Source organism: Brachybacterium horti (genome assembly GCF_054777615.1).
In genome coordinates, this window is sequence record NZ_BAAHAM010000003.1 from 324527 (window position 1) to 340811 (window position 16285).

Genomic DNA, 16285 nt, shown 5'->3' on the forward strand with positions numbered 1-16285 from the left:
CGGTTCAGTACCCGCTGGGCCCATCGTCCGGCACGCCACGGGGCCGTCGTACCGCGAGGCTCAGGACGCGCTGAGCCGCTTCAGCGCGTCGACCGCGACGCGCGGGTCCTGGGTGGGCCACAGCGGAGGCATCGCCGCCCGCAGCACCTGCCCGTATCGGGCCGTCGCCAGCCGCGGGTCGAGCACGGCGACCATGCCGCGGTCCTCCTGCGTGCGGATCAGACGGCCGGCGCCCTGCGCCATGAGCAGCGCCGCATGCTGCACGGAGACCGCCATGAAGCCGCTGCTCCCCCGCTGGTCCACGCGCTCCTGGCGCGCAGCCGTCAGCGGATCGTCCGGGCGCGGGAACGGGATGCGGTCGATCGTCACCAGGCGGCAGGCCTGACCGGGGACGTCCACGCCCTGCCACAGGGTGAGGGTGCCGAAGAGGCTCGTGTCCGGGTCCTCCCGGAAGTCCCGCACGAGGTTCCCCATCGAGTCCTCCCCCTGCACGCCGATGGGGAGGTCGAGCCGGGCGCGCACGTGCTCCGCGGCGAGCTCCGCGCCCCGGCGGGAGGAGAACAGGCACAGCGCACCGCCGTGGGAGGCCTCCACGAGCTCGGTCAGATGGTCGAGCATCTCGATGCTCGGCCCCTCGCGGCCCGGCCGCGGCAGATGCGCGGCCGTGTAGAGGATGCCCTGGCGGCGGTAGGCGAACGGGCTTCCCACGTCGAGGCCCGCCCAGGCGCCGTGGTCCTCCCGGGAGGGGACCTCGTCCACCCCGGTGCGGGCCGCGCGCGCGAGCCCCACCTCCCCTGCGGGCGGCTCGAAGCGGCCGCCCAGGGCGAGGGTCGCGGAGGCGAGCACGGCCGTGCGGTGCTCGAGGATCGCCCCGCGCATCGCGAGCGCGACGCTCAGCGGCGCCACCTGCACGCTCGAGCGCCCGGTGACGGGCGAGTGGGAGACGGAGACGACGTCGTCCTCCGCCGGGCCCAGGAGACGCTCGCAGACGTCGATGATCTCCTGCAGGCTCGAGCGCACCGCCTTGCGCGCGCCGGCCGTGCCGACGACGCCCTCGTCCCCCGCGTCCTTGGCGTCGGTGTGGGCGGTGCGGGCCTGGACGCGCAGCTGCTCGATCGCATCGGCGAGGCGCTCCGGGAGGTCCCCGATCACCCGCCCGTCGGGGACGAGCGCGAGGGCCTCGCGCAGCTCGTCGCCGGCGTCGTCGAGCGCGGTCGCGGCCATGCCCAGGCCCCGGAGGTCGCGCACGGTCCCGCGCACCATGCCGGGCACGAGCACCTCGGTGACGGCGCCGGTGACGCGGGAGGTGAGGTCGTGGGCCTCGTCGAAGACGACCACGTCGTGCTCGGGGATGATCCCGTGGCCGTCGAAGGCGTCGATCGCGAGCAGCGCATGGTTCGTGACGATGACGTCGACCTCCTTCGCGATCTCGCGGCTGCGCTCGGCGAAGCAGGACCCGACCATCGGGCAGGTCTGGCCGAGGCACTGGTTGCCGAGCACGGAGACCTGACGCCAGGCGCGGTCGGAGACCGGGTCCTCGAGGCTGTCGCGGTCACCCGTCTCCGTCTCCTCCGCCCAGGCGCGCAGTCGCCGCACCTGGTCCCCGAGCCGTTCGCTCGCGCCGGAAGCGGGATCCACCGCGGCCTCGGAGAAGAGGGAGCCGGGATCCTCGACGGGGTAGCCGCCGTCCATCTTGTGCCGGCACAGGTAGTTCCCGCGCCCCTTGAGCAGGGCGAAGGTGGGCGTGCGCGGGAGGTGCGGGGCGAGCGCGTCGACGATCCGCGGGAGGTCCTTGCGGATGAGCTGGGTCTGCAGAGCGATCGTCGCCGTGGAGACGACGACCGGGCGCCCCGAGGTCACGGCGTGCCGCAGGGCGGGGACCAGATAGGCGAGGGACTTGCCGGTGCCGGTGCCCGCCTGGACGAGCAGATGGCGCTGTCCCCGCATGGCCGTGTCGACGGCCTCCGCCATCGCGGACTGCCCCTCACGGGGGCTGCCGCCGATGGCCCCGACGGCCGCCTCCATCAGGGTGGACAGGGAGGCGACGGACGCCTCGGAGGCGGGGGCTGCGGTCATCGGATCAGGGTATCCGCGCGCCCCCGCGCTCCGGCTCAGGCCGCGCCGCGCAGCTCCGCGGCGAGCGCCTCGTCGACACGGGCGTGCAGGTGGGTGCCCTCGGCGAGATGCTCCTCACCCAGCACCTCCCCCGTGTCGTGCGCCCGCGAGATCAGGTCGCCCCGCGAGTAGGGCACCACGAGGTCCACCTCGACGGCGGGACGGGGCAGGTGCTCCGCGATGAGCTCGCGCAGCTCCTCGATGCCGGCGCCCGTGCGGGCGGAGACCACCGCGGAGAGCCCCACCTGGGAGCGGATCCGGGCGAGGGTCTCCGGGGCCGCGATGTCGGCCTTGTTGAGCACGACGATCTCGGGCACGTCGAAGCCCTCGATCTCGCCGAGCACGGTGCGCACGGCGCGGATCTGGCCCTCCGGGTCCGGGTGGGACGCGTCGACGACGTGGAGCAGGAGGTCCGCATCGCCGACCTCCTCGAGCGTCGAGCGGAAGGCCTCGATGAGCTGCGTGGGCAGGTGCCGCACGAAGCCCACCGTGTCCGCATAGGTGTACTCGCGGCCGTCCGGGGTCCGGGTGCGCCGGACCGTCGGGTCCAGCGTCGCGAACAGCGCGTTCTCGACGAGCACGCCCGCCCCGGTGAGCCGGTTGAGCAGGGAGGACTTCCCGGCGTTGGTGTAGCCGGCGATCGCGACCGAGGGGACGAGGTTGCGGTGGCGGTCCGCGCGCTGCGCCTCGCGCCCCGGGGCCATGGCCTTGATCTCACGGCGCAGCTTGGACATGCGGTCGCGGATGCGACGGCGGTCCAGCTCGATCTTCGTCTCGCCGGGGCCGCGCGAGCCCATGCCCGCGCCGCCCGCGGCGACGCGCCCACCGGCCTGACGCGACATGGAGTCGCCCCAGCCGCGCAGCCGCGGCAGCAGGTACTCGAGCTGCGCGAGCTCCACCTGCGCCTTGCCCTCGCGGGACTTGGCGTGCTGGGCGAAGATGTCGAGGATCAGCGCGGTGCGGTCCACGACCTTCACCTTGACGATGTCCTCGAGGGCGCGGCGCTGGCTGGGGGCCAGCTCGCCGTCGGCGATGACCGTGTCCGCGCCGACCTCGGTGACGACCTCGGCGAGCTCGGCGGCCTTGCCGCGGCCCAGGAAGGTCGCGGGATCGGGATGGGCCCGGCGCTGCATGACGCCCTCGAGCACCTCGGAGCCCGCCGTCTCGGCGAGCGCGGCGAGCTCGCGCAGGCTGTTCTCCGCCTCCGCCAGGTCGCCGGAGGTGTAGAGGCCCGCGAGGACCACGCGCTCGAGGCGCAGCTGGCGGTACTCGACCTCGGTGACGTCCTCGATGTCGGTGCGCAGCCCGGCGACGCGGCGCAGGGCATGGCGGTCGGCGAGGTCGAGCTGGTCCCCGTCGGTCGTGGAGTCGTAGGTGACCGACGAGACGGAGGCGTCGCCGCGGGCGAGGATGCGCTCGGTCAGCGGGTCACGGGTGCGGGAGCCCGGGATCGTGCTCTCGGCGGCTTCTGCTCCCGGGGCGCTGCTCGGCACGACGTCGGTGTCGGGCTCGGAATCGGGATGGAAGGCGATGGGCACGTTCAGGGATCTCCTCATGGGGGACGACAGGGGCCCGGCGGCACCGGGTCGCACCAGAATCCCACGCCTCTGCGCCGGGGTCGAGGGATTTTGCCCACGGCGCACCCGCCCCGGAGCCGAGCTCGCCGCACGCCGGCGCGGGCCTCCGTATCCTGCCGGGGTGGACGAGCACTACTTCTCCCCCTCCCCCTCGACCGAGGACACCCGCTTCCCGCTGCGGGTGAGCCTCGCCGGCGAGGAGCGGCACCTGGTCTCGAGCTCCTCCGTGTTCAGCGGGCACGGCCTGGACAAGGCCACGGCGGTGATGCTCGCGCGGCTCGACGAGATCACCCCCGTGCCGCCCGGCGCCCGGCTGCTGGACCTCGGCTGCGGCTGGGGCCCGATCACGCTCACGGCGGCGCTGCTGCACCCGGACGCCGAGGTGTGGGCGGTCGACGTCTCGGAGCGCGCCCGCGACCTCACGGCGGAGAACGCGGCGAGCCTCGGGCTGGGGAACGTGCGCGTCATCGCGCCCGAGGAGGTCCCCGACGGCCTCACCCTCGACGCGATCTGGTCGAACCCGCCGATCCGGATCGGCAAGGAGGCCCTCCACGCGCTGCTGCTGACGTGGATCGGCCGCCTCACCCCCGAGGGCACCGCGGCGATGGTGGTGGGGAAGAACCTCGGCGCGGACCCGCTGGCCCGCTGGCTCGGCGAGCAGCTGCCCGAGCGCGAGGTCGCCAAGGTCGCGAGCGCCAAGGGCTTCCGGGTCCTCGAGGTGGGGCCCGCCCGCTGAGGCGGCTCGGGGAGACCCGGTCGCCCCGGGCCGGCGGGGCTCAGAGGCGCAGGGTGCCGTCGGCGACGATCTCGGCGGCGCCGGCGAGCGTGACCTCGCCCTGATCTGTCCAGCCCACCTCGAGGGTGCCGCCGGGCACGTCGACCCGCCAGGGCAGGCGGGAGTCGTCCCCCGCGCGGAGGGCGGCCGCGACCGCCGTGGCGGCGACGCCCGTCCCGCAGGACTCGGTCTCCCCCACCCCGCGCTCGTGGACCCGCATCGCCACGTGCCGCTCTCCGCGCGTGACCACGAGCTCGATGTTCGCGCCGTGCTCCGGCTCCGGGGAGAGACCCGGGCGGCGCGTGAGGTCGAGGTCCTCGAGGGCGACGCCCTCGGGGAGGAACGCGACGGCATGCGGATTGCCCATGTCGACGTCGGTGACCTCGAGGTCGTGGCCCGCGACGTGGACCGTGCGGCCCGTCCGGGAGATCCCCGCCTCGCCCATGCCGACGCGCACGCGCCAGGCGGGATCCTCCGGCGTCGGGTCGGCGAGCACCTCGACGGTGCGCACGCCCGCGCGGGTCCAGAGCGGGAAGCGGTCCTCGCGCACGTGCCCCTCGCGGCGCAGGAATGCCGCGACCACGCGCACCCCGTTGCCGCACATCTCGGCGATCGAGCCGTCGGCGTTGCGGTAGTCCATGAACCACTCGGGGGCGTCCGCGGGGGCGTCGACCCCGGCCGCGCGCGTGCGCACCGCGCGGATCACGCCGTCGCCGCCCACCCCGGAGCGCCGGTCCGCGAGGGCCGCGACCGCGGCCGCGTCCAGGTCGATCGCGCCCTCGGGGTCGTCCAGCAGCACGAAGTCGTTGCGGGTGCCGTGGCCCTTGGAGAAGCGGAGCCCCTCGGGGAGGGGCGGACCCGCGGGGGTGGACCGTCCGTGCGGCGCAGGAGTGCTCATGGTCCGAGCCTAGGCCAGCGCGGCGAGGGCGTCCTCGAGCACGTGATCCAGCGCTCGCCCCGCCGCCGGATCGGCACCGTCGATCCAGCGCACCCGTGCGTCGCGGTGGAACCAGGTGTCCTGCTTGCGCACGAGCCGCCGCGTGCCGACCACCGTGGACTCCCGCGCCTGCTCGATGGTCATCGTCCCGTCGAGCACGGCGAGCCCCTGCTCGTAGCCGATCGCGCGCCGCGCCGTGACCCCGCGGTCCAGGCCGAGCTCGCGCAGCGCGGCGACCTCCTCGAGCAGCCCCGCCGCGAGCATGCCGTCCACCCTCCGCGCGATCCGCTCGTGCAGCGCGCCGCGATCCTGCCGCAGCCCGATCTGCACCGTCGAGGGGTCCCGGTGCAGGGGCCGTGGGAGGAAGGCGGCGAAGGGACGTCCGGTGAGCTCGCCCACCTCGAGGGCCCGCACGATCCTCCGCACGTCCCCGGGACCGATGCTGCTCGCCGCCCCGGGGTCCCGTCGGGCGAGCTCCTCGTGGAGGGCCGGGGCGCCGATCTCCTCCGCGCGGCGCTCCCAGCGGGCGCGGACCTCCGGATCGGTGGGCGGGAACTCGAGGTCGTCGAGGACGGCGCGCACGTAGAGACCGGAGCCGCCCACGATGATCGGCACCCGCCCCCGGTCACGGATCGCCGCGAGGTCCGCCCGGGCGGCGGCCTGGTACGCGGAGACGCTCGCCTCCTCCGTCACGTCGAGCACGTCGAGCTGGTGATGGGGCACACCGAGCCGCTCCGCCGGGGGGACCTTCGCGGTGCCGATGTCCATGCCGCGGTACAGCTGCAGGGCGTCAGCGTTGACGACCTCGCCGTCCAGGTGCCGGGCGAGCGCGATCGCGAGGTCGGACTTGCCCGTCGCGGTCGCGCCGACGATCGCGATCAGCGGGGCGTTCTCCATGGCGAGCACCCTATCCGCCGGGTCCGAGGGCGAGCTCGCCGAGGGGTCAGCGGGATCACGTCGGGCGGCCGGGCCTTCTCCCGGGGGACGGGGTAGGGTGAGGCCCGCCCCGGCACCGGGGCTCCACCGTTCCCGAGCGAGACCACCGAGGTGCACGTGACTACCGCGAACGAGGACCGCCTGCTGGCGGACTCGACCGAGGGCCTGACGCCGATGTCCCTGCAGCGGGTGCAGCAGGCGCTGACCCGCCACGGCTACGCCTATGTGGAGGACGAGGCGCATCCCGAGATCCTCCGGGCGCGCTTCGACGACTACCGCTTCCAGTTCATGCTCAGCGGCGAGGACCACGGCGTCCTGCAGACCCGCGGGCGCTGGAACCACAGCGTGGACATGTCCCGCAAGGTGCAGATGATCAAGCTCTGCAACGAGTGGAACATGAACCGCGTGTGGCCCAAGGTCTACGTGCGGCGTGAGTCCGAGGGCCTGCTCGGCGTCTACGGCGAGCTCGCCGCGGACTTCCGCGCCGGCGCCCTCGACGCCCAGGTCGACAGCGCGCTCACCTGCGGGCTGAGCACCGTCATCGCCTTCTTCCACAGCCTCGAGGACCGCCTCGGCGCCGAGCTCGACGACCTCGACGGCTGATCCCGCACCACGCATGACGACGGCCGGCACCCCGCGGGGTGCCGGCCGTCCTCACGTCCGGGGTGGCGTCAGCCGCGGCGCAGGGAGGGCATGCCCAGGGTGACCGGCCCGCCCGCTCCCCCGCCGCCGTGGCCCGTGCCGCAGGTCGCGTCGAGCCCCAGGGCGCCCTGCTCCCAGAGGTCCCCCGAGCGGGTGCGGCGCACCGAGAACTGCTCCGGGGTCAGCTGCGCGAGCGGGGCCTCGAGGGCGGAGTCCGCGAGCAGGTAGAAGGGCGCCGCGCGGGTGATCGTCGTCGTGACCATGTCCCCGGGGCGCGGGCGCTGCGCCTCGGGGAGGTCCGACGGCAGCGCGAGGTGCACGAGCCGATGGTCGCGGGAGCGGCCGGAGAGGCGATGGGTCTCCGCGTCGCGGTCCCCCTCGCCCTCGGCGACGAGCACCTCGACGACCTTGCCCTCGCGGGTGCGGTTCTCCTCGAAGGTGATGCGGTCCTGGAGAGCGACGAGACGCTCGTAGCGCTCCTGGACGACCTCCTTGGGGACCTGGTCCTCCATGGTCGCGGCGGGCGTCCCGGGGCGGATCGAGTACTGGAAGGTGAAGGCGCTCGCGAAGCGGCTCTCCTCGACGACCTCGAGGGTGCGCGCGAAGTCCTCCTCCGTCTCCCCGGGGAAGCCGACGATGATGTCCGTCGTGATGGCGGCCTCCGGGATGCGGTCCCGGACCCGCTCGAGGATCCCGAGGAATCTCCGGCTGCGGTAGGAGCGGCGCATGCGGCGCAGGACGTCGTCGGAGCCGGACTGCAGCGGCATGTGCAGCTGCGGCATGACGTTGGGGGTCTCCGCCATCGCGTCGATGACGTCGTCGGTGAACATCGCCGGATGGGGCGAGGTGAAGCGGACCCGCTCGAGGCCCTCGACGTCCCCGCACGCGCGCAGGAGCTTCGCGAAGGCGCCTCGGTCCCCGAACTCGACGCCGTAGGAGTTCACGTTCTGCCCCAGGAGGGTCACCTCGACGGCACCCGCCTCGACGACGTCGCGCACCTCGGCGAGCACGTCCCCGGGCCGGCGGTCCTTCTCGGTGCCGCGCAGCGAGGGGACGATGCAGAAGGTGCAGGTGTTGTTGCAGCCCACGGAGATCGAGACCCAGGCGGCGTAGGAGGACTCGCGGCGCGTGGGCAGGGTCGAGGGGAAGACGTCGAGGGACTCGAGGATCTCCACCTGCGCCTCGCGGCGGTGCGCGGCACGGTCCAGCAGCGTGGGCAGGGCACCGATGTTGTGGGTGCCGAAGACGACGTCCACCCAGGGGGCGCGGTCCACGATGCTCGAGCGGTCCTTCTGGGCGAGGCAGCCGCCCACGGCGATCCGCATGCGGGGGTTCGCGCGCTTCGCGGGGCGCAGCGCGCCGAGGTTGCCGTAGAGCTTGTTGTCCGCGTTCTCGCGCACCGCGCAGGTGTTGAAGACGACGACGTCGACCTCCCCGCGCTGGGCGTCGGCATCGGCGGGAGCGGCCGCGTAGCCGGCCTCCTCGAGGAGCCCGGTCAGGCGCTCGGAGTCGTGGACGTTCATCTGGCAGCCGAAGGTGCGCACCTGATAGGTGCCGCGCGGCGCCGGGTCGATCTGCTGCATGCTCATGGTGGTCCCAGGGTACGGCGGGCGGGGCGCCCGGCGCGGGTCGACGGCGCGCCGACGGGCGGGTTCGGAGGGAGATCACGCCCGCGGCCGGGGCCGGCGCAGGTCACGATGGGGTGACGGTCCCCGGTCCGCCCGGCGGCCCTCCGCGGAGCGGTCTACGGTGCAGGACATGACCCAGACCACATCCGCGCTCCCGCCTGCCGGGAGCCCGGGCGCACGCCCCCTCGTCGCGATGGAGGGCGTCCAGAAGCACTTCGGCGACCTCCACGTGCTGAAGGACGTCGACCTGAGCGTCGCCGCCGGCGAGGTGGTCGTGGTGCTCGGCCCCTCCGGCTCGGGCAAGTCGACGCTGTGCCGCACCATCAACCGGCTCGAGACGATCGACGAGGGCGAGATCCGCATCGACGGCGAGCCGCTGCCCACCTCCGGCCCCGGCCTCGCGCGGCTGCGCTCCGAGGTCGGCATGGTGTTCCAGTCCTTCAACCTCTTCGCCCACAAGACGGTGCTCGAGAACGTCACCGTCGCCCCGATCAAGGTGAAGAAGGTGCCCCGCAAGGAGGCGGAGGCGCGGGCCATGGAGCTGCTGGAGCGCGTGGGCGTCGCCGACCAGGCGCAGAAGCTCCCCGCCCAGCTCTCCGGCGGCCAGCAGCAGCGCGTCGCGATCGCCCGATCCCTCGCCATGGCCCCCAAGGTCATGCTCTTCGACGAGCCCACCTCCGCCCTCGACCCCGAGATGATCAACGAGGTCATCGAGGTCATGACGGGGCTCGCGAAGGACGGCATGACCATGATCGTCGTGACCCACGAGATGGGCTTCGCCCGCCGCACCGCAGATCGCGTCGTCTTCATGGACGCCGGGCGGATCCTCGAGGTCGCCCCGCCGGAGGAGTTCTTCGCCCAGCCCCGCACCGAGCGCGCCCAGGACTTCCTCGCGAAGATCCTGCAGCACTGATTACCCCCCCTCCCGACCGCCAAGGAGCATGCCATGACCACCAGCCGACGACTCCTCCTCACCGGCGGCGCCGGACTCGCCGCCGCGATCGCCCTCGCCGCCTGCGGCGGGTCCTCCTCCGACGAGCCCGCGGTCGCCGAGGACGCCACCTTCGCCGACGGCTCGACCATGAAGAAGCTCGCCGACGCCGGCAAGATCACCATCGGCACCAAGTTCGACCAGCCGCTGTTCGGGCAGGCCGGGCCGGACGGCACCCCCGCCGGCTTCGACGTCGAGATCGGCACGCTGATCGCCGCCGCCCTCGGCATCGAGAAGAAGTCCATCGAATGGGTCGAGACGGTCTCCGCGAACCGCGAGCCCTTCATCGAGAACGGCAAGGTCGACCTCGTCGTCGCGACCTACACGATCAACGACACCCGCAAGGAGGTCGTGGACTTCGCGGGCCCCTACTACGTGGCCGGCCAGGCGCTCATGGTCACGAAGGACAACGAGGACATCACCGGCGAGGACACCCTCGAGGGAAAGAAGGTCGCCTCCGTGGAGGGCTCCACCCCCGCGCAGTACATGACCGACAACCACCCCGAGGCGGAGCTCTCGACCTTCGACACCTACTCCAACTGCGTCACGGCGCTCACCAACGGCCAGGTCGACGCCGTCACCACGGACAACGTGATCCTCGCGGGCTTCGTCGCCGCGAACAAGGAGGAGCTCAAGCTCGTGGGTGACGGCGCCACCTTCACCGAGGAGCCCTACGGCATCGGCCTGAAGAAGGGCGACGACGACTTCCGCACCTTCGTCAACGACACCCTCCAGGCCGCCTACGACGACGGCAGCTGGGCCAAGGCCTGGGAGGAGACCGCCGGCGCGGTGCTGCCCACCCCGGACCCGCCGGAGATCGACCGCTACTGAGGCCGCCCGGGCGGCCCCGCGCGCCCGCCCGGCGCCGGCGCCCGCCCGCGTCACCCCCTCCTCACCGCCATCGTCCCGGGCGCCGGCCCGGTCCTCGTGACCTGACCGGCGCCCCTTCCCGCCCCGAGGAGCCCCCGCATGCGCAGCCTCCTGCTCGAGCACGACCTGCTGTGGCAGGCGTTCAGCACCACGCTGATGCTCGCCGCCGTCTCCGGTGCGATCGCGCTCGTCGTCGGCACGGTCGTCGCGGGCCTCCGCGTCTCCCCCTACCTGCCCCTGCGCACCGTCGCGACGCTCTACACGGAGTTCCTGCGAAACACCCCGCTCACGATCGTCTTCTTCTTCTACGTCTTCGTGACCCCGTCGATGGGCTTCACGCTCGAGTACAAGGCGGCGGCGATCATCGCGCTGAGCTCCTACACCTCCGCCTTCGTCGCGGAGGCGGTGCGCTCGGGCATCAACTCGGTCGGGGTCGGCCAGGCGGAGGCGGCCCGCTCGCTCGGCATGTCCTTCGGTCAGAACCTCGCGATCGTCGTGCTCCCGCAGGCCTTCCGCACCGCGATCCCGCCGCTCATCAACGTGTTCATCGCCCTCGTGAAGAACACCTCCGTCGCGGGAGCCTTCAGCGTGCTCGAGCTGTTCGCCATGTCCCGGCGCCTGACCAACGTCCACTCCGGTGACGTGCTGGGCATCCTCGCGGGCGTCGCCCTGTGCTACCTGATCATCTGCATCCCCCTGGGGCGTCTCGCCGCGGGCATCGAACGGAAGGTGGCGTTCGCCCGATGAGCAGCGGACCCGTCCTGTACGACGTCGCCGGCCCCGCCGAGCGCCGGCGCAGCCGCATCATCTCGGTGGTGCTCACCGTGGTGGTCCTCGCCGCGGCCGCGGTCGCCGTCTCCCGCCTCGCCGCGAACGGCGTGTTCGACGACCGCTGGCGCGTGCTGTGGGACGTGCCGATGAACTTCGCCGGCTACGAGACGAAGCACGTGTGGCAGGCGGTGTTCCGTGGCCTCGGAGCCACCCTGCTCGCCGCGGTCATCGCCCTCCCGCTCGCCGCCGTGCTCGCCGTGGTGCTCGTGTCCCTGCGCACCTCACGCCTGCTCCCGGTGCGCTGGCTCGCGATCGGCGTCATCGAGGTGTGCCGCGGACTGCCCGTGGTGCTCATGATGTTCTTCGCGATCCTCGTGATCCCCGGCTCGACGCCGCTCATGGCGGTCGTCTTCGGTCTGGTCATGTACAACGCGGCGGTCTTCGCCGAGATCCTGCGCGCCGGCATCGCCGCCCTTCCCCGAGGGCAGACGGAGGCCGCGGAGTCCCTCGGCATGGGGCCCGCCCTCACCTACCGTGACGTGCAGCTGCCGCAGGCGGTGCGGATGATGCTGCCCTCCCTCATCGCGCAGGGTGTGGTGCTCGTCAAGGACTCCTCGCTGGGCTACATCGTCTCCTACGCGGAGCTGCTGCGGTCGATCAGCCGGGTGGCCGACGCCCTCACGAACGCCTCGTACCTGCTGCCCCTGCTCACCGTGGGCGCGGCGGTGTACGTGTCGCTGAACGTGCTGCTCTCGCGGCTCGCGGTGTGGGCGCAGCGACGCAGCGGCCGGCGGCGCCGTGCGCCCGTCGTGGTGGGCACGCCGACCGTCGAGGCCTGAGCCGGCGGCATCCGGGACTCCAGTAGCCGCTCCGCAGGATCAGCGGGCCCCGCGGGTCCGGTGCTCCGCGGGTTCAGCGGCCGGCTTGCCCCGCGGGCACGGCGGGCTCAGCGGCCGGAGGCGCGGCGCAGCTCGCTCGAGATGACCTGCACGGCGAGGTCCCCCGGGTAGCCCTTGCGGGTGAGCAGGGCATCGAGCCGGCGGGACAGGCGTCGTCGCTGGCTGCCGTCGCGATCGGCGGCGAGCCGCTCGAGATCCCGCTCCCCGAGCCGGGAGCGCACGAGCTCCCGACAGCGCTCCTCCTCGCCGCTCACCGGGTCCCCCTCGGGACCTCGGCCCGCGCCGCCGGCGCGGAGCGCCTCCTCGATGAGCTCCCCGTCGACGTGGCGCTGCTCGAGCTCCCGTCGCAGGGCCCGGTCCCCCAGGCTGCGCAGCTCCCGTCGCTGACGCACCCATTCGTGGGCGAAGTCGCGGTCGTCCACGAGGTCCGCCCGCTCGATGCGGGCCATCACCTCGTGCGCGACGGACCCGGGGACCTCACGGCGCTCAAGGCGCTCGAGCATCTCCCCGCGGGAGCGGCGGCGCGTGGCCAGCAGCCGCATGAGGTACCGGCACTCGCGCATGACCGCCTTCTCGCGCTCGGCGCGGTCGGGATCCTGCTCGGGCCGGGGGCGCTCGAGGATCTCCTGCGTGCGACGCGCCAGCCGTTCCTGGACCGCCGAGCGCTCACGCGCCGGCGCGCCGGCCGGGGACAGCGCGACGGGCACGTCGCCAGGAGCGGACCCGCGCGGATCCTGCTGCTCCGGGGCGCCGTGCCCGTCGTGCTCGGTGGACAGGGGCATCGATCAGATGGCGGCGGGGACGTCCTCGTCGAGGAAGTCGCCCTCGCCGGGGAGCTCCGCGTCCAGATCCTCCGCGGGAGCCTGCTCCGTCGCGTACTTGCCCACGCCCAGCGTGCGCAGGATCTTCTCCTCGATCTCCGCGGCGAGGTCCGTGTTGTCCTTGAGGAACTGGCGGGCGTTCTCCTTGCCCTGGCCCAGCTGATCACCCTCGTAGGTGAACCAGGCGCCGGACTTGCGGACCACGCCGTGCTCCACACCGAGGTCGATGAGCCCGCCCTCGCGGGAGATGCCCTCGCCGTAGAGGATGTCGAACTCGGCCTGCTTGAAGGGCGGGGCCATCTTGTTCTTCACGACCTTGACGCGCGTGCGGTTGCCGACCGCGTCCTGGCCCTGCTTGAGGGTCTCGATGCGGCGAATGTCCATGCGCACCGAGGCGTAGAACTTCAGCGCCTTGCCGCCCGTGGTGGTCTCCGGGCTGCCGAAGAACACGCCGATCTTCTCGCGGAGCTGGTTGATGAAGATCGCGGTGGTGCCGGAGGCGGCGAGCGCGCCGGTGAGCTTGCGCAGCGCCTGGGACATGAGGCGGGCCTGGAGGCCGACGTGCGAGTCGCCCATCTCGCCCTCGATCTCCGCCTTCGGCACGAGCGCCGCGACGGAGTCGATGACCACGATGTCGAGGGCGCCGGAGCGGATCAGCATGTCCGTGATCTCGAGGGCCTGCTCACCCGTGTCCGGCTGGGAGACGAGCAGGGCGTCGGTGTCCACGCCGAGCTTCTTCGCGTACTCCGGGTCCAGGGCGTGCTCGGCGTCGATGAAGGCGGCGATGCCGCCGTTGCGCTGGGCGTTCGCGACCGCATGGAGCGCCACGGTCGTCTTGCCCGAGGACTCCGGGCCGTAGATCTCCACGATGCGACCACGGGGCAGGCCGCCGATGCCGAGGGCGGCGTCCAGCGCGACCGCGCCGGTCGGGATGACCTCGACCGGAGGGCGGGTGTCGTCGCCCAGGCGCATGATCGAGCCCTTGCCGAACTGACGGTCGATCTGTGCGAGGGCGTTGTCGAGGGAGGTGCCGCGATCCTTGGATGCGGACTTCGGTGCGGACTTCTGAACTGCCATGGGGGCTTTCCTTCCGAGTGGCCGGGGGCCGGCGGCGTGACCGTTGCGGCCACAGTAGGCGGGCCGCCGGACAAACGCCGTGCCCCTCGTGGCGACCTGTGGACCGAGGTGCCATGGGGAGGAACGACGACGGTGGCGGGAACCGTCGGGCCTCACGATACCCGAACACTCGTTCGAAGCGAACAGCGGCGGCGGCGTGTCGCCGGGTGGGTCCCCGCGCTCACGGCGGGACCGGGCCGCTCCCCGTGCCGGTGCGGCGCCGAGGAGCGGGAGGACGGTGCCGCGCCGCTCCTGCCGCTCAGCGCCGGCGGACCGCCGGCGGCACCTCCCAGCGGGAGCCCTCGGGCACGTCCATCGCATCGCACAGCGCGGTCCAGACCGCGCGCACGGGACGCCCCGCCTCGAGGGCCTGCTCGGCGGTCAGACCGCCGACCTCCTCGAGCACGAGGTCCCGGGTGTAGGTGCGCGCCAACGTCGGCCCGAACACGTGATCGGCCAGCTCGGCGAACTCGCTGCGCCGCACCTCAGTGGGCGCCGACCAGCGGCTCGTCGGAGAGCTCGGCGGGGACCGTGTCCGGCACCGCGACCCCCTCGGCCACCGCGATGCGGTCGGAGACCTCACGCAGCACGAAGGACAGCGGGAGGCCGAGCGCGTCGGTCACCGAGTGCAGCAGCTCGCTCGAGGCCTCCTTCTGCCCGCGCTCGATCTCGCTGAGGTAGCCCAGCGAGACCCGGGCATCGGAGGACACCTGTCGCAGGGTGCGACCCTGGGAGCGGCGGGCGTCGCGGAGGACGTCCCCGAGCTCCTGGCGGAACAGGACCATGGCCTTGCCTCCCTTCTTCGCGTCATGCACGGTCAGCACTCCCGGAGCCGGCTTCGCGGAAGCGGTCCGGGCGATCGGGGTCATCGGTGTCATGGAAGTCATCACGATCTCCACAACGTCGCTGCCCCGTCGAGTGTTCCCCAGAGTGTAGTGGGCGAGCTCCCACGCCCCCTGGGAATACCCCTGCATGTGGACGATCGTGACATCGGCGCCCGCGGAGCGGTCGTGCCGGATCGGGGTCGATCGGGCGCGCGGCGGGTCCGGACGAACGGTCAGCCCAGGCCGAGCGCCCCCGCGAGAGCGGCGATCGCGGCGTCCACCGCCGCGGCGCGCACCGTCGGCCGATCTCCGTCGAGCATCACCAGCTCCGCCACCGGTGCGGAGCCGCGACGCGCCAGACCGATCCACACGGTCCCCGCCCCGACCCCGCGCTCGTCCGCGCCCGGGCCGGCCACACCGGTGGTCGCGACGGCGAGATCAGCGGCGAAGAGCTCGAGCGCTCCCGCCGCCATCTCCCGCGCGACCTCCGCGCTGACGGCGCCGCGGGCGGAGAGCTCCGCCGGGTCCACGGCGAGCACCCGCGACTTCGCCGCGTAGGAGTAGGTGGCCGCTCCCCCGGCGACGACCGCGCTCGCACCCGGCACGTCCACCAGCCGGGCGACGACCGCCCCCGCGGTGAGCGACTCCGCCGTGGCGAGCTGCACGCCCTGGGCGCGCGCCGCATCGATGACCGCGATGACGTCCGCACCGGGAACCGACCCGGCGTCCGTGCGAGGCGTCGACATGGGATCAGGCCCCGCTCTCGAGCGCCTCGCGGCGCAGGCGCAGGCCGTCCTTGAGGTTCACCAGACCCGACCAGATCGTCAGCACGAAGGCGATCGTCACGAGCGTGAGCCCGATCCAGCGGGAGGGCGACCACAGCAGCTCGAAGGGCAGCAGGCAGAAGGTGATCGCGATGGACTGCATCATCGTCTTCGCCTTGCCCGCCATGTTCGCGGGGAGCGCCCCGTACTTGAGGATCGTGAAGCGCATGATCGTGATGCCGAACTCGCGCACCAGGATCAGGATCGTCATCCACCACGGGACGTAGTCCCAGACCGACAGCATGACGAAGGCGGCGCCGGTCATCGCCTTGTCCGCGATCGGGTCCACGATCTTGCCGAAGTCCGTGATGAGGTTCCGGCTCCGGGCGAGGTACCCGTCCAGGAAGTCGGTGATCATCGCGACCACGAAGATCGCCGCCGCGAGCGAGCGGCCGCCCACCGACTCGGGGTAGAGCGCGGCGACCACGACGAAGACGGGCACCATCACGCACCGCACCATCGTGAGGATGTTGGCGATGTTCCACAGCGGGACGGGCGCGGCGGGGGTGGTCATGGCTGCTCCGGGAGGTCGAGGTGCGGGCGGGTGGGGTGGGACAGG

Annotated in this window: 17 protein-coding genes; 6 read left to right on the top strand and 11 right to left on the bottom strand. The window is 73.0% G+C overall.

All coding sequences use genetic code 11. The annotated features are described in order from the left end of the window. Positions 1 to 60 precede the first annotated feature (60 nt). Together ACYVAP_RS10885 and hflX are read right to left on the bottom strand one after the other, a co-directional pair. Positions 61 to 2076 (bottom strand): ATP-dependent DNA helicase, encoded by a 2016-nt coding sequence (locus ACYVAP_RS10885; protein WP_498860652.1) that lies wholly within the window; start codon positions 2074 to 2076, stop codon positions 61 to 63. A 35-nt stretch (positions 2077 to 2111) separates the two neighbouring features. Continuing rightward, positions 2112 to 3653 carry an HflX GTPase family protein gene (hflX, locus tag ACYVAP_RS10890; RefSeq protein WP_498860653.1) on the bottom strand — a complete coding sequence of 514 codons (1542 nt, stop codon included), beginning with the start codon at positions 3651 to 3653 and terminating at the stop codon, positions 2112 to 2114. A gap of 160 nt (positions 3654 to 3813) precedes the next feature. Here hflX and ACYVAP_RS10895 point away from each other — a divergent pair, with 160 nt between their 5' ends. Beyond that, positions 3814 to 4428: a class I SAM-dependent methyltransferase gene (locus ACYVAP_RS10895; RefSeq protein WP_498860654.1), complete on the top strand. Its 615-nt coding sequence runs from the start codon at positions 3814 to 3816 to the stop codon at positions 4426 to 4428. Positions 4429 to 4468: 40 nt separating this feature from the next. On the opposite strand, the gene dapF is transcribed toward ACYVAP_RS10895, so the two are convergent. Together dapF and miaA are read right to left on the bottom strand one after the other, a co-directional pair. Further along, entirely contained in the window at positions 4469 to 5365 is an 897-nt protein-coding gene (gene dapF / locus ACYVAP_RS10900; protein WP_498860655.1) for a diaminopimelate epimerase, read from the bottom strand. Positions 5366 to 5374: 9 nt separating this feature from the next. Continuing rightward, positions 5375 to 6301, bottom strand: coding sequence for a tRNA (adenosine(37)-N6)-dimethylallyltransferase MiaA (gene miaA / locus ACYVAP_RS10905; RefSeq protein ID WP_498860656.1), 927 nt, complete (start codon positions 6299 to 6301; stop codon positions 5375 to 5377). 156 nt (positions 6302 to 6457) lie between these two features. On the opposite strand from miaA, the gene ACYVAP_RS10910 reads away from it, so the two are divergent. Next, positions 6458 to 6943, top strand: a complete 486-nt coding sequence (locus ACYVAP_RS10910; protein WP_498860657.1) for a YbjN domain-containing protein — start codon at positions 6458 to 6460, stop codon at positions 6941 to 6943. 68 nt (positions 6944 to 7011) lie between these two features. On the opposite strand, the gene miaB is transcribed toward ACYVAP_RS10910, so the two are convergent. Beyond that, entirely contained in the window at positions 7012 to 8565 is a 1554-nt protein-coding gene (gene miaB / locus ACYVAP_RS10915) for a tRNA (N6-isopentenyl adenosine(37)-C2)-methylthiotransferase MiaB (RefSeq protein ID WP_498860935.1), read from the bottom strand. Between the two features lie 175 nt (positions 8566 to 8740). On the opposite strand from miaB, the gene ACYVAP_RS10920 reads away from it, so the two are divergent. The 4 genes from ACYVAP_RS10920 (at position 8741) to ACYVAP_RS10935 (ending at position 12081) form a co-directional block, all read left to right on the top strand. Further along, positions 8741 to 9523 carry an amino acid ABC transporter ATP-binding protein gene (locus ACYVAP_RS10920; protein WP_264451200.1) on the top strand — a complete coding sequence of 261 codons (783 nt, stop codon included), beginning with the start codon at positions 8741 to 8743 and terminating at the stop codon, positions 9521 to 9523. A gap of 33 nt (positions 9524 to 9556) precedes the next feature. Then, positions 9557 to 10432 (top strand): glutamate ABC transporter substrate-binding protein, encoded by an 876-nt coding sequence (locus ACYVAP_RS10925; RefSeq protein ID WP_137771245.1) that lies wholly within the window; start codon positions 9557 to 9559, stop codon positions 10430 to 10432. A 138-nt stretch (positions 10433 to 10570) separates the two neighbouring features. Next, positions 10571 to 11218, top strand: coding sequence for an amino acid ABC transporter permease (locus tag ACYVAP_RS10930; protein WP_498860658.1), 648 nt, complete (start codon positions 10571 to 10573; stop codon positions 11216 to 11218). Then, positions 11215 to 12081, top strand: a complete 867-nt coding sequence (locus ACYVAP_RS10935; RefSeq protein WP_498860659.1) for an amino acid ABC transporter permease — start codon at positions 11215 to 11217, stop codon at positions 12079 to 12081. Before ACYVAP_RS10930 ends, ACYVAP_RS10935 begins: the two co-directional genes overlap by 4 nt. A gap of 107 nt (positions 12082 to 12188) precedes the next feature. On the opposite strand, the gene ACYVAP_RS10940 is transcribed toward ACYVAP_RS10935, so the two are convergent. The 6 genes from ACYVAP_RS10940 to pgsA all read right to left on the bottom strand — a co-directional run bounded on the left by ACYVAP_RS10940 (position 12189) and on the right by pgsA (position 16240). Then, complete coding sequence (locus ACYVAP_RS10940) at positions 12189 to 12923, bottom strand: regulatory protein RecX (protein WP_498860660.1); 735 nt, start codon at positions 12921 to 12923, stop codon at positions 12189 to 12191. A gap of 3 nt (positions 12924 to 12926) precedes the next feature. Further along, complete coding sequence (gene recA, locus ACYVAP_RS10945) at positions 12927 to 13964, bottom strand: recombinase RecA (RefSeq protein WP_498860936.1); 1038 nt, start codon at positions 13962 to 13964, stop codon at positions 12927 to 12929. Positions 13965 to 14337: 373 nt separating this feature from the next. After that, positions 14338 to 14562 (bottom strand): DUF3046 domain-containing protein, encoded by a 225-nt coding sequence (locus ACYVAP_RS10950; RefSeq protein ID WP_137771250.1) that lies wholly within the window; start codon positions 14560 to 14562, stop codon positions 14338 to 14340. Position 14563: 1 nt separating this feature from the next. Beyond that, the gene (locus ACYVAP_RS10955) at positions 14564 to 14863 is read right to left on the bottom strand and encodes a helix-turn-helix domain-containing protein (protein WP_103384859.1); all 300 of its coding nucleotides are present in this window, start codon (positions 14861 to 14863) and stop codon (positions 14564 to 14566) included. A 272-nt stretch (positions 14864 to 15135) separates the two neighbouring features. Beyond that, complete coding sequence (locus tag ACYVAP_RS10960) at positions 15136 to 15648, bottom strand: CinA family protein (protein WP_137771251.1); 513 nt, start codon at positions 15646 to 15648, stop codon at positions 15136 to 15138. Between the two features lie 4 nt (positions 15649 to 15652). Beyond that, positions 15653 to 16240 carry a CDP-alcohol phosphatidyltransferase family protein gene (gene pgsA / locus ACYVAP_RS10965; protein ID WP_498860661.1) on the bottom strand — a complete coding sequence of 196 codons (588 nt, stop codon included), beginning with the start codon at positions 16238 to 16240 and terminating at the stop codon, positions 15653 to 15655. Positions 16241 to 16285 lie beyond the last annotated feature (45 nt).

Excerpts from the sequence above, each read along its gene's own strand:
- ACYVAP_RS10885 (WP_498860652.1), bottom strand. The coding sequence starts at position 2,076 with ATGACCGCAGCCCCCGCCTCCGAGGCGTCCGTCGCCTCCCTGTCCACC.
- dapF (WP_498860655.1), bottom strand. The coding sequence starts at position 5,365 with ATGAGCACTCCTGCGCCGCACGGACGGTCCACCCCCGCGGGTCCGCCC.
- miaA (WP_498860656.1), bottom strand. The coding sequence starts at position 6,301 with ATGGAGAACGCCCCGCTGATCGCGATCGTCGGCGCGACCGCGACGGGC.
- miaB (WP_498860935.1), bottom strand. The coding sequence starts at position 8,565 with ATGCAGCAGATCGACCCGGCGCCGCGCGGCACCTATCAGGTGCGCACC.
- ACYVAP_RS10920 (WP_264451200.1), top strand. The coding sequence starts at position 8,741 with ATGACCCAGACCACATCCGCGCTCCCGCCTGCCGGGAGCCCGGGCGCA.
- ACYVAP_RS10925 (WP_137771245.1), top strand. The coding sequence starts at position 9,557 with ATGACCACCAGCCGACGACTCCTCCTCACCGGCGGCGCCGGACTCGCC.
- ACYVAP_RS10930 (WP_498860658.1), top strand. The coding sequence starts at position 10,571 with ATGCGCAGCCTCCTGCTCGAGCACGACCTGCTGTGGCAGGCGTTCAGC.
- ACYVAP_RS10935 (WP_498860659.1), top strand. The coding sequence starts at position 11,215 with ATGAGCAGCGGACCCGTCCTGTACGACGTCGCCGGCCCCGCCGAGCGC.
- ACYVAP_RS10940 (WP_498860660.1), bottom strand. The coding sequence starts at position 12,923 with ATGCCCCTGTCCACCGAGCACGACGGGCACGGCGCCCCGGAGCAGCAG.
- ACYVAP_RS10955 (WP_103384859.1), bottom strand. The coding sequence starts at position 14,863 with ATGGTCCTGTTCCGCCAGGAGCTCGGGGACGTCCTCCGCGACGCCCGC.
- ACYVAP_RS10960 (WP_137771251.1), bottom strand. The coding sequence starts at position 15,648 with ATGTCGACGCCTCGCACGGACGCCGGGTCGGTTCCCGGTGCGGACGTC.
- pgsA (WP_498860661.1), bottom strand. The coding sequence starts at position 16,240 with ATGACCACCCCCGCCGCGCCCGTCCCGCTGTGGAACATCGCCAACATC.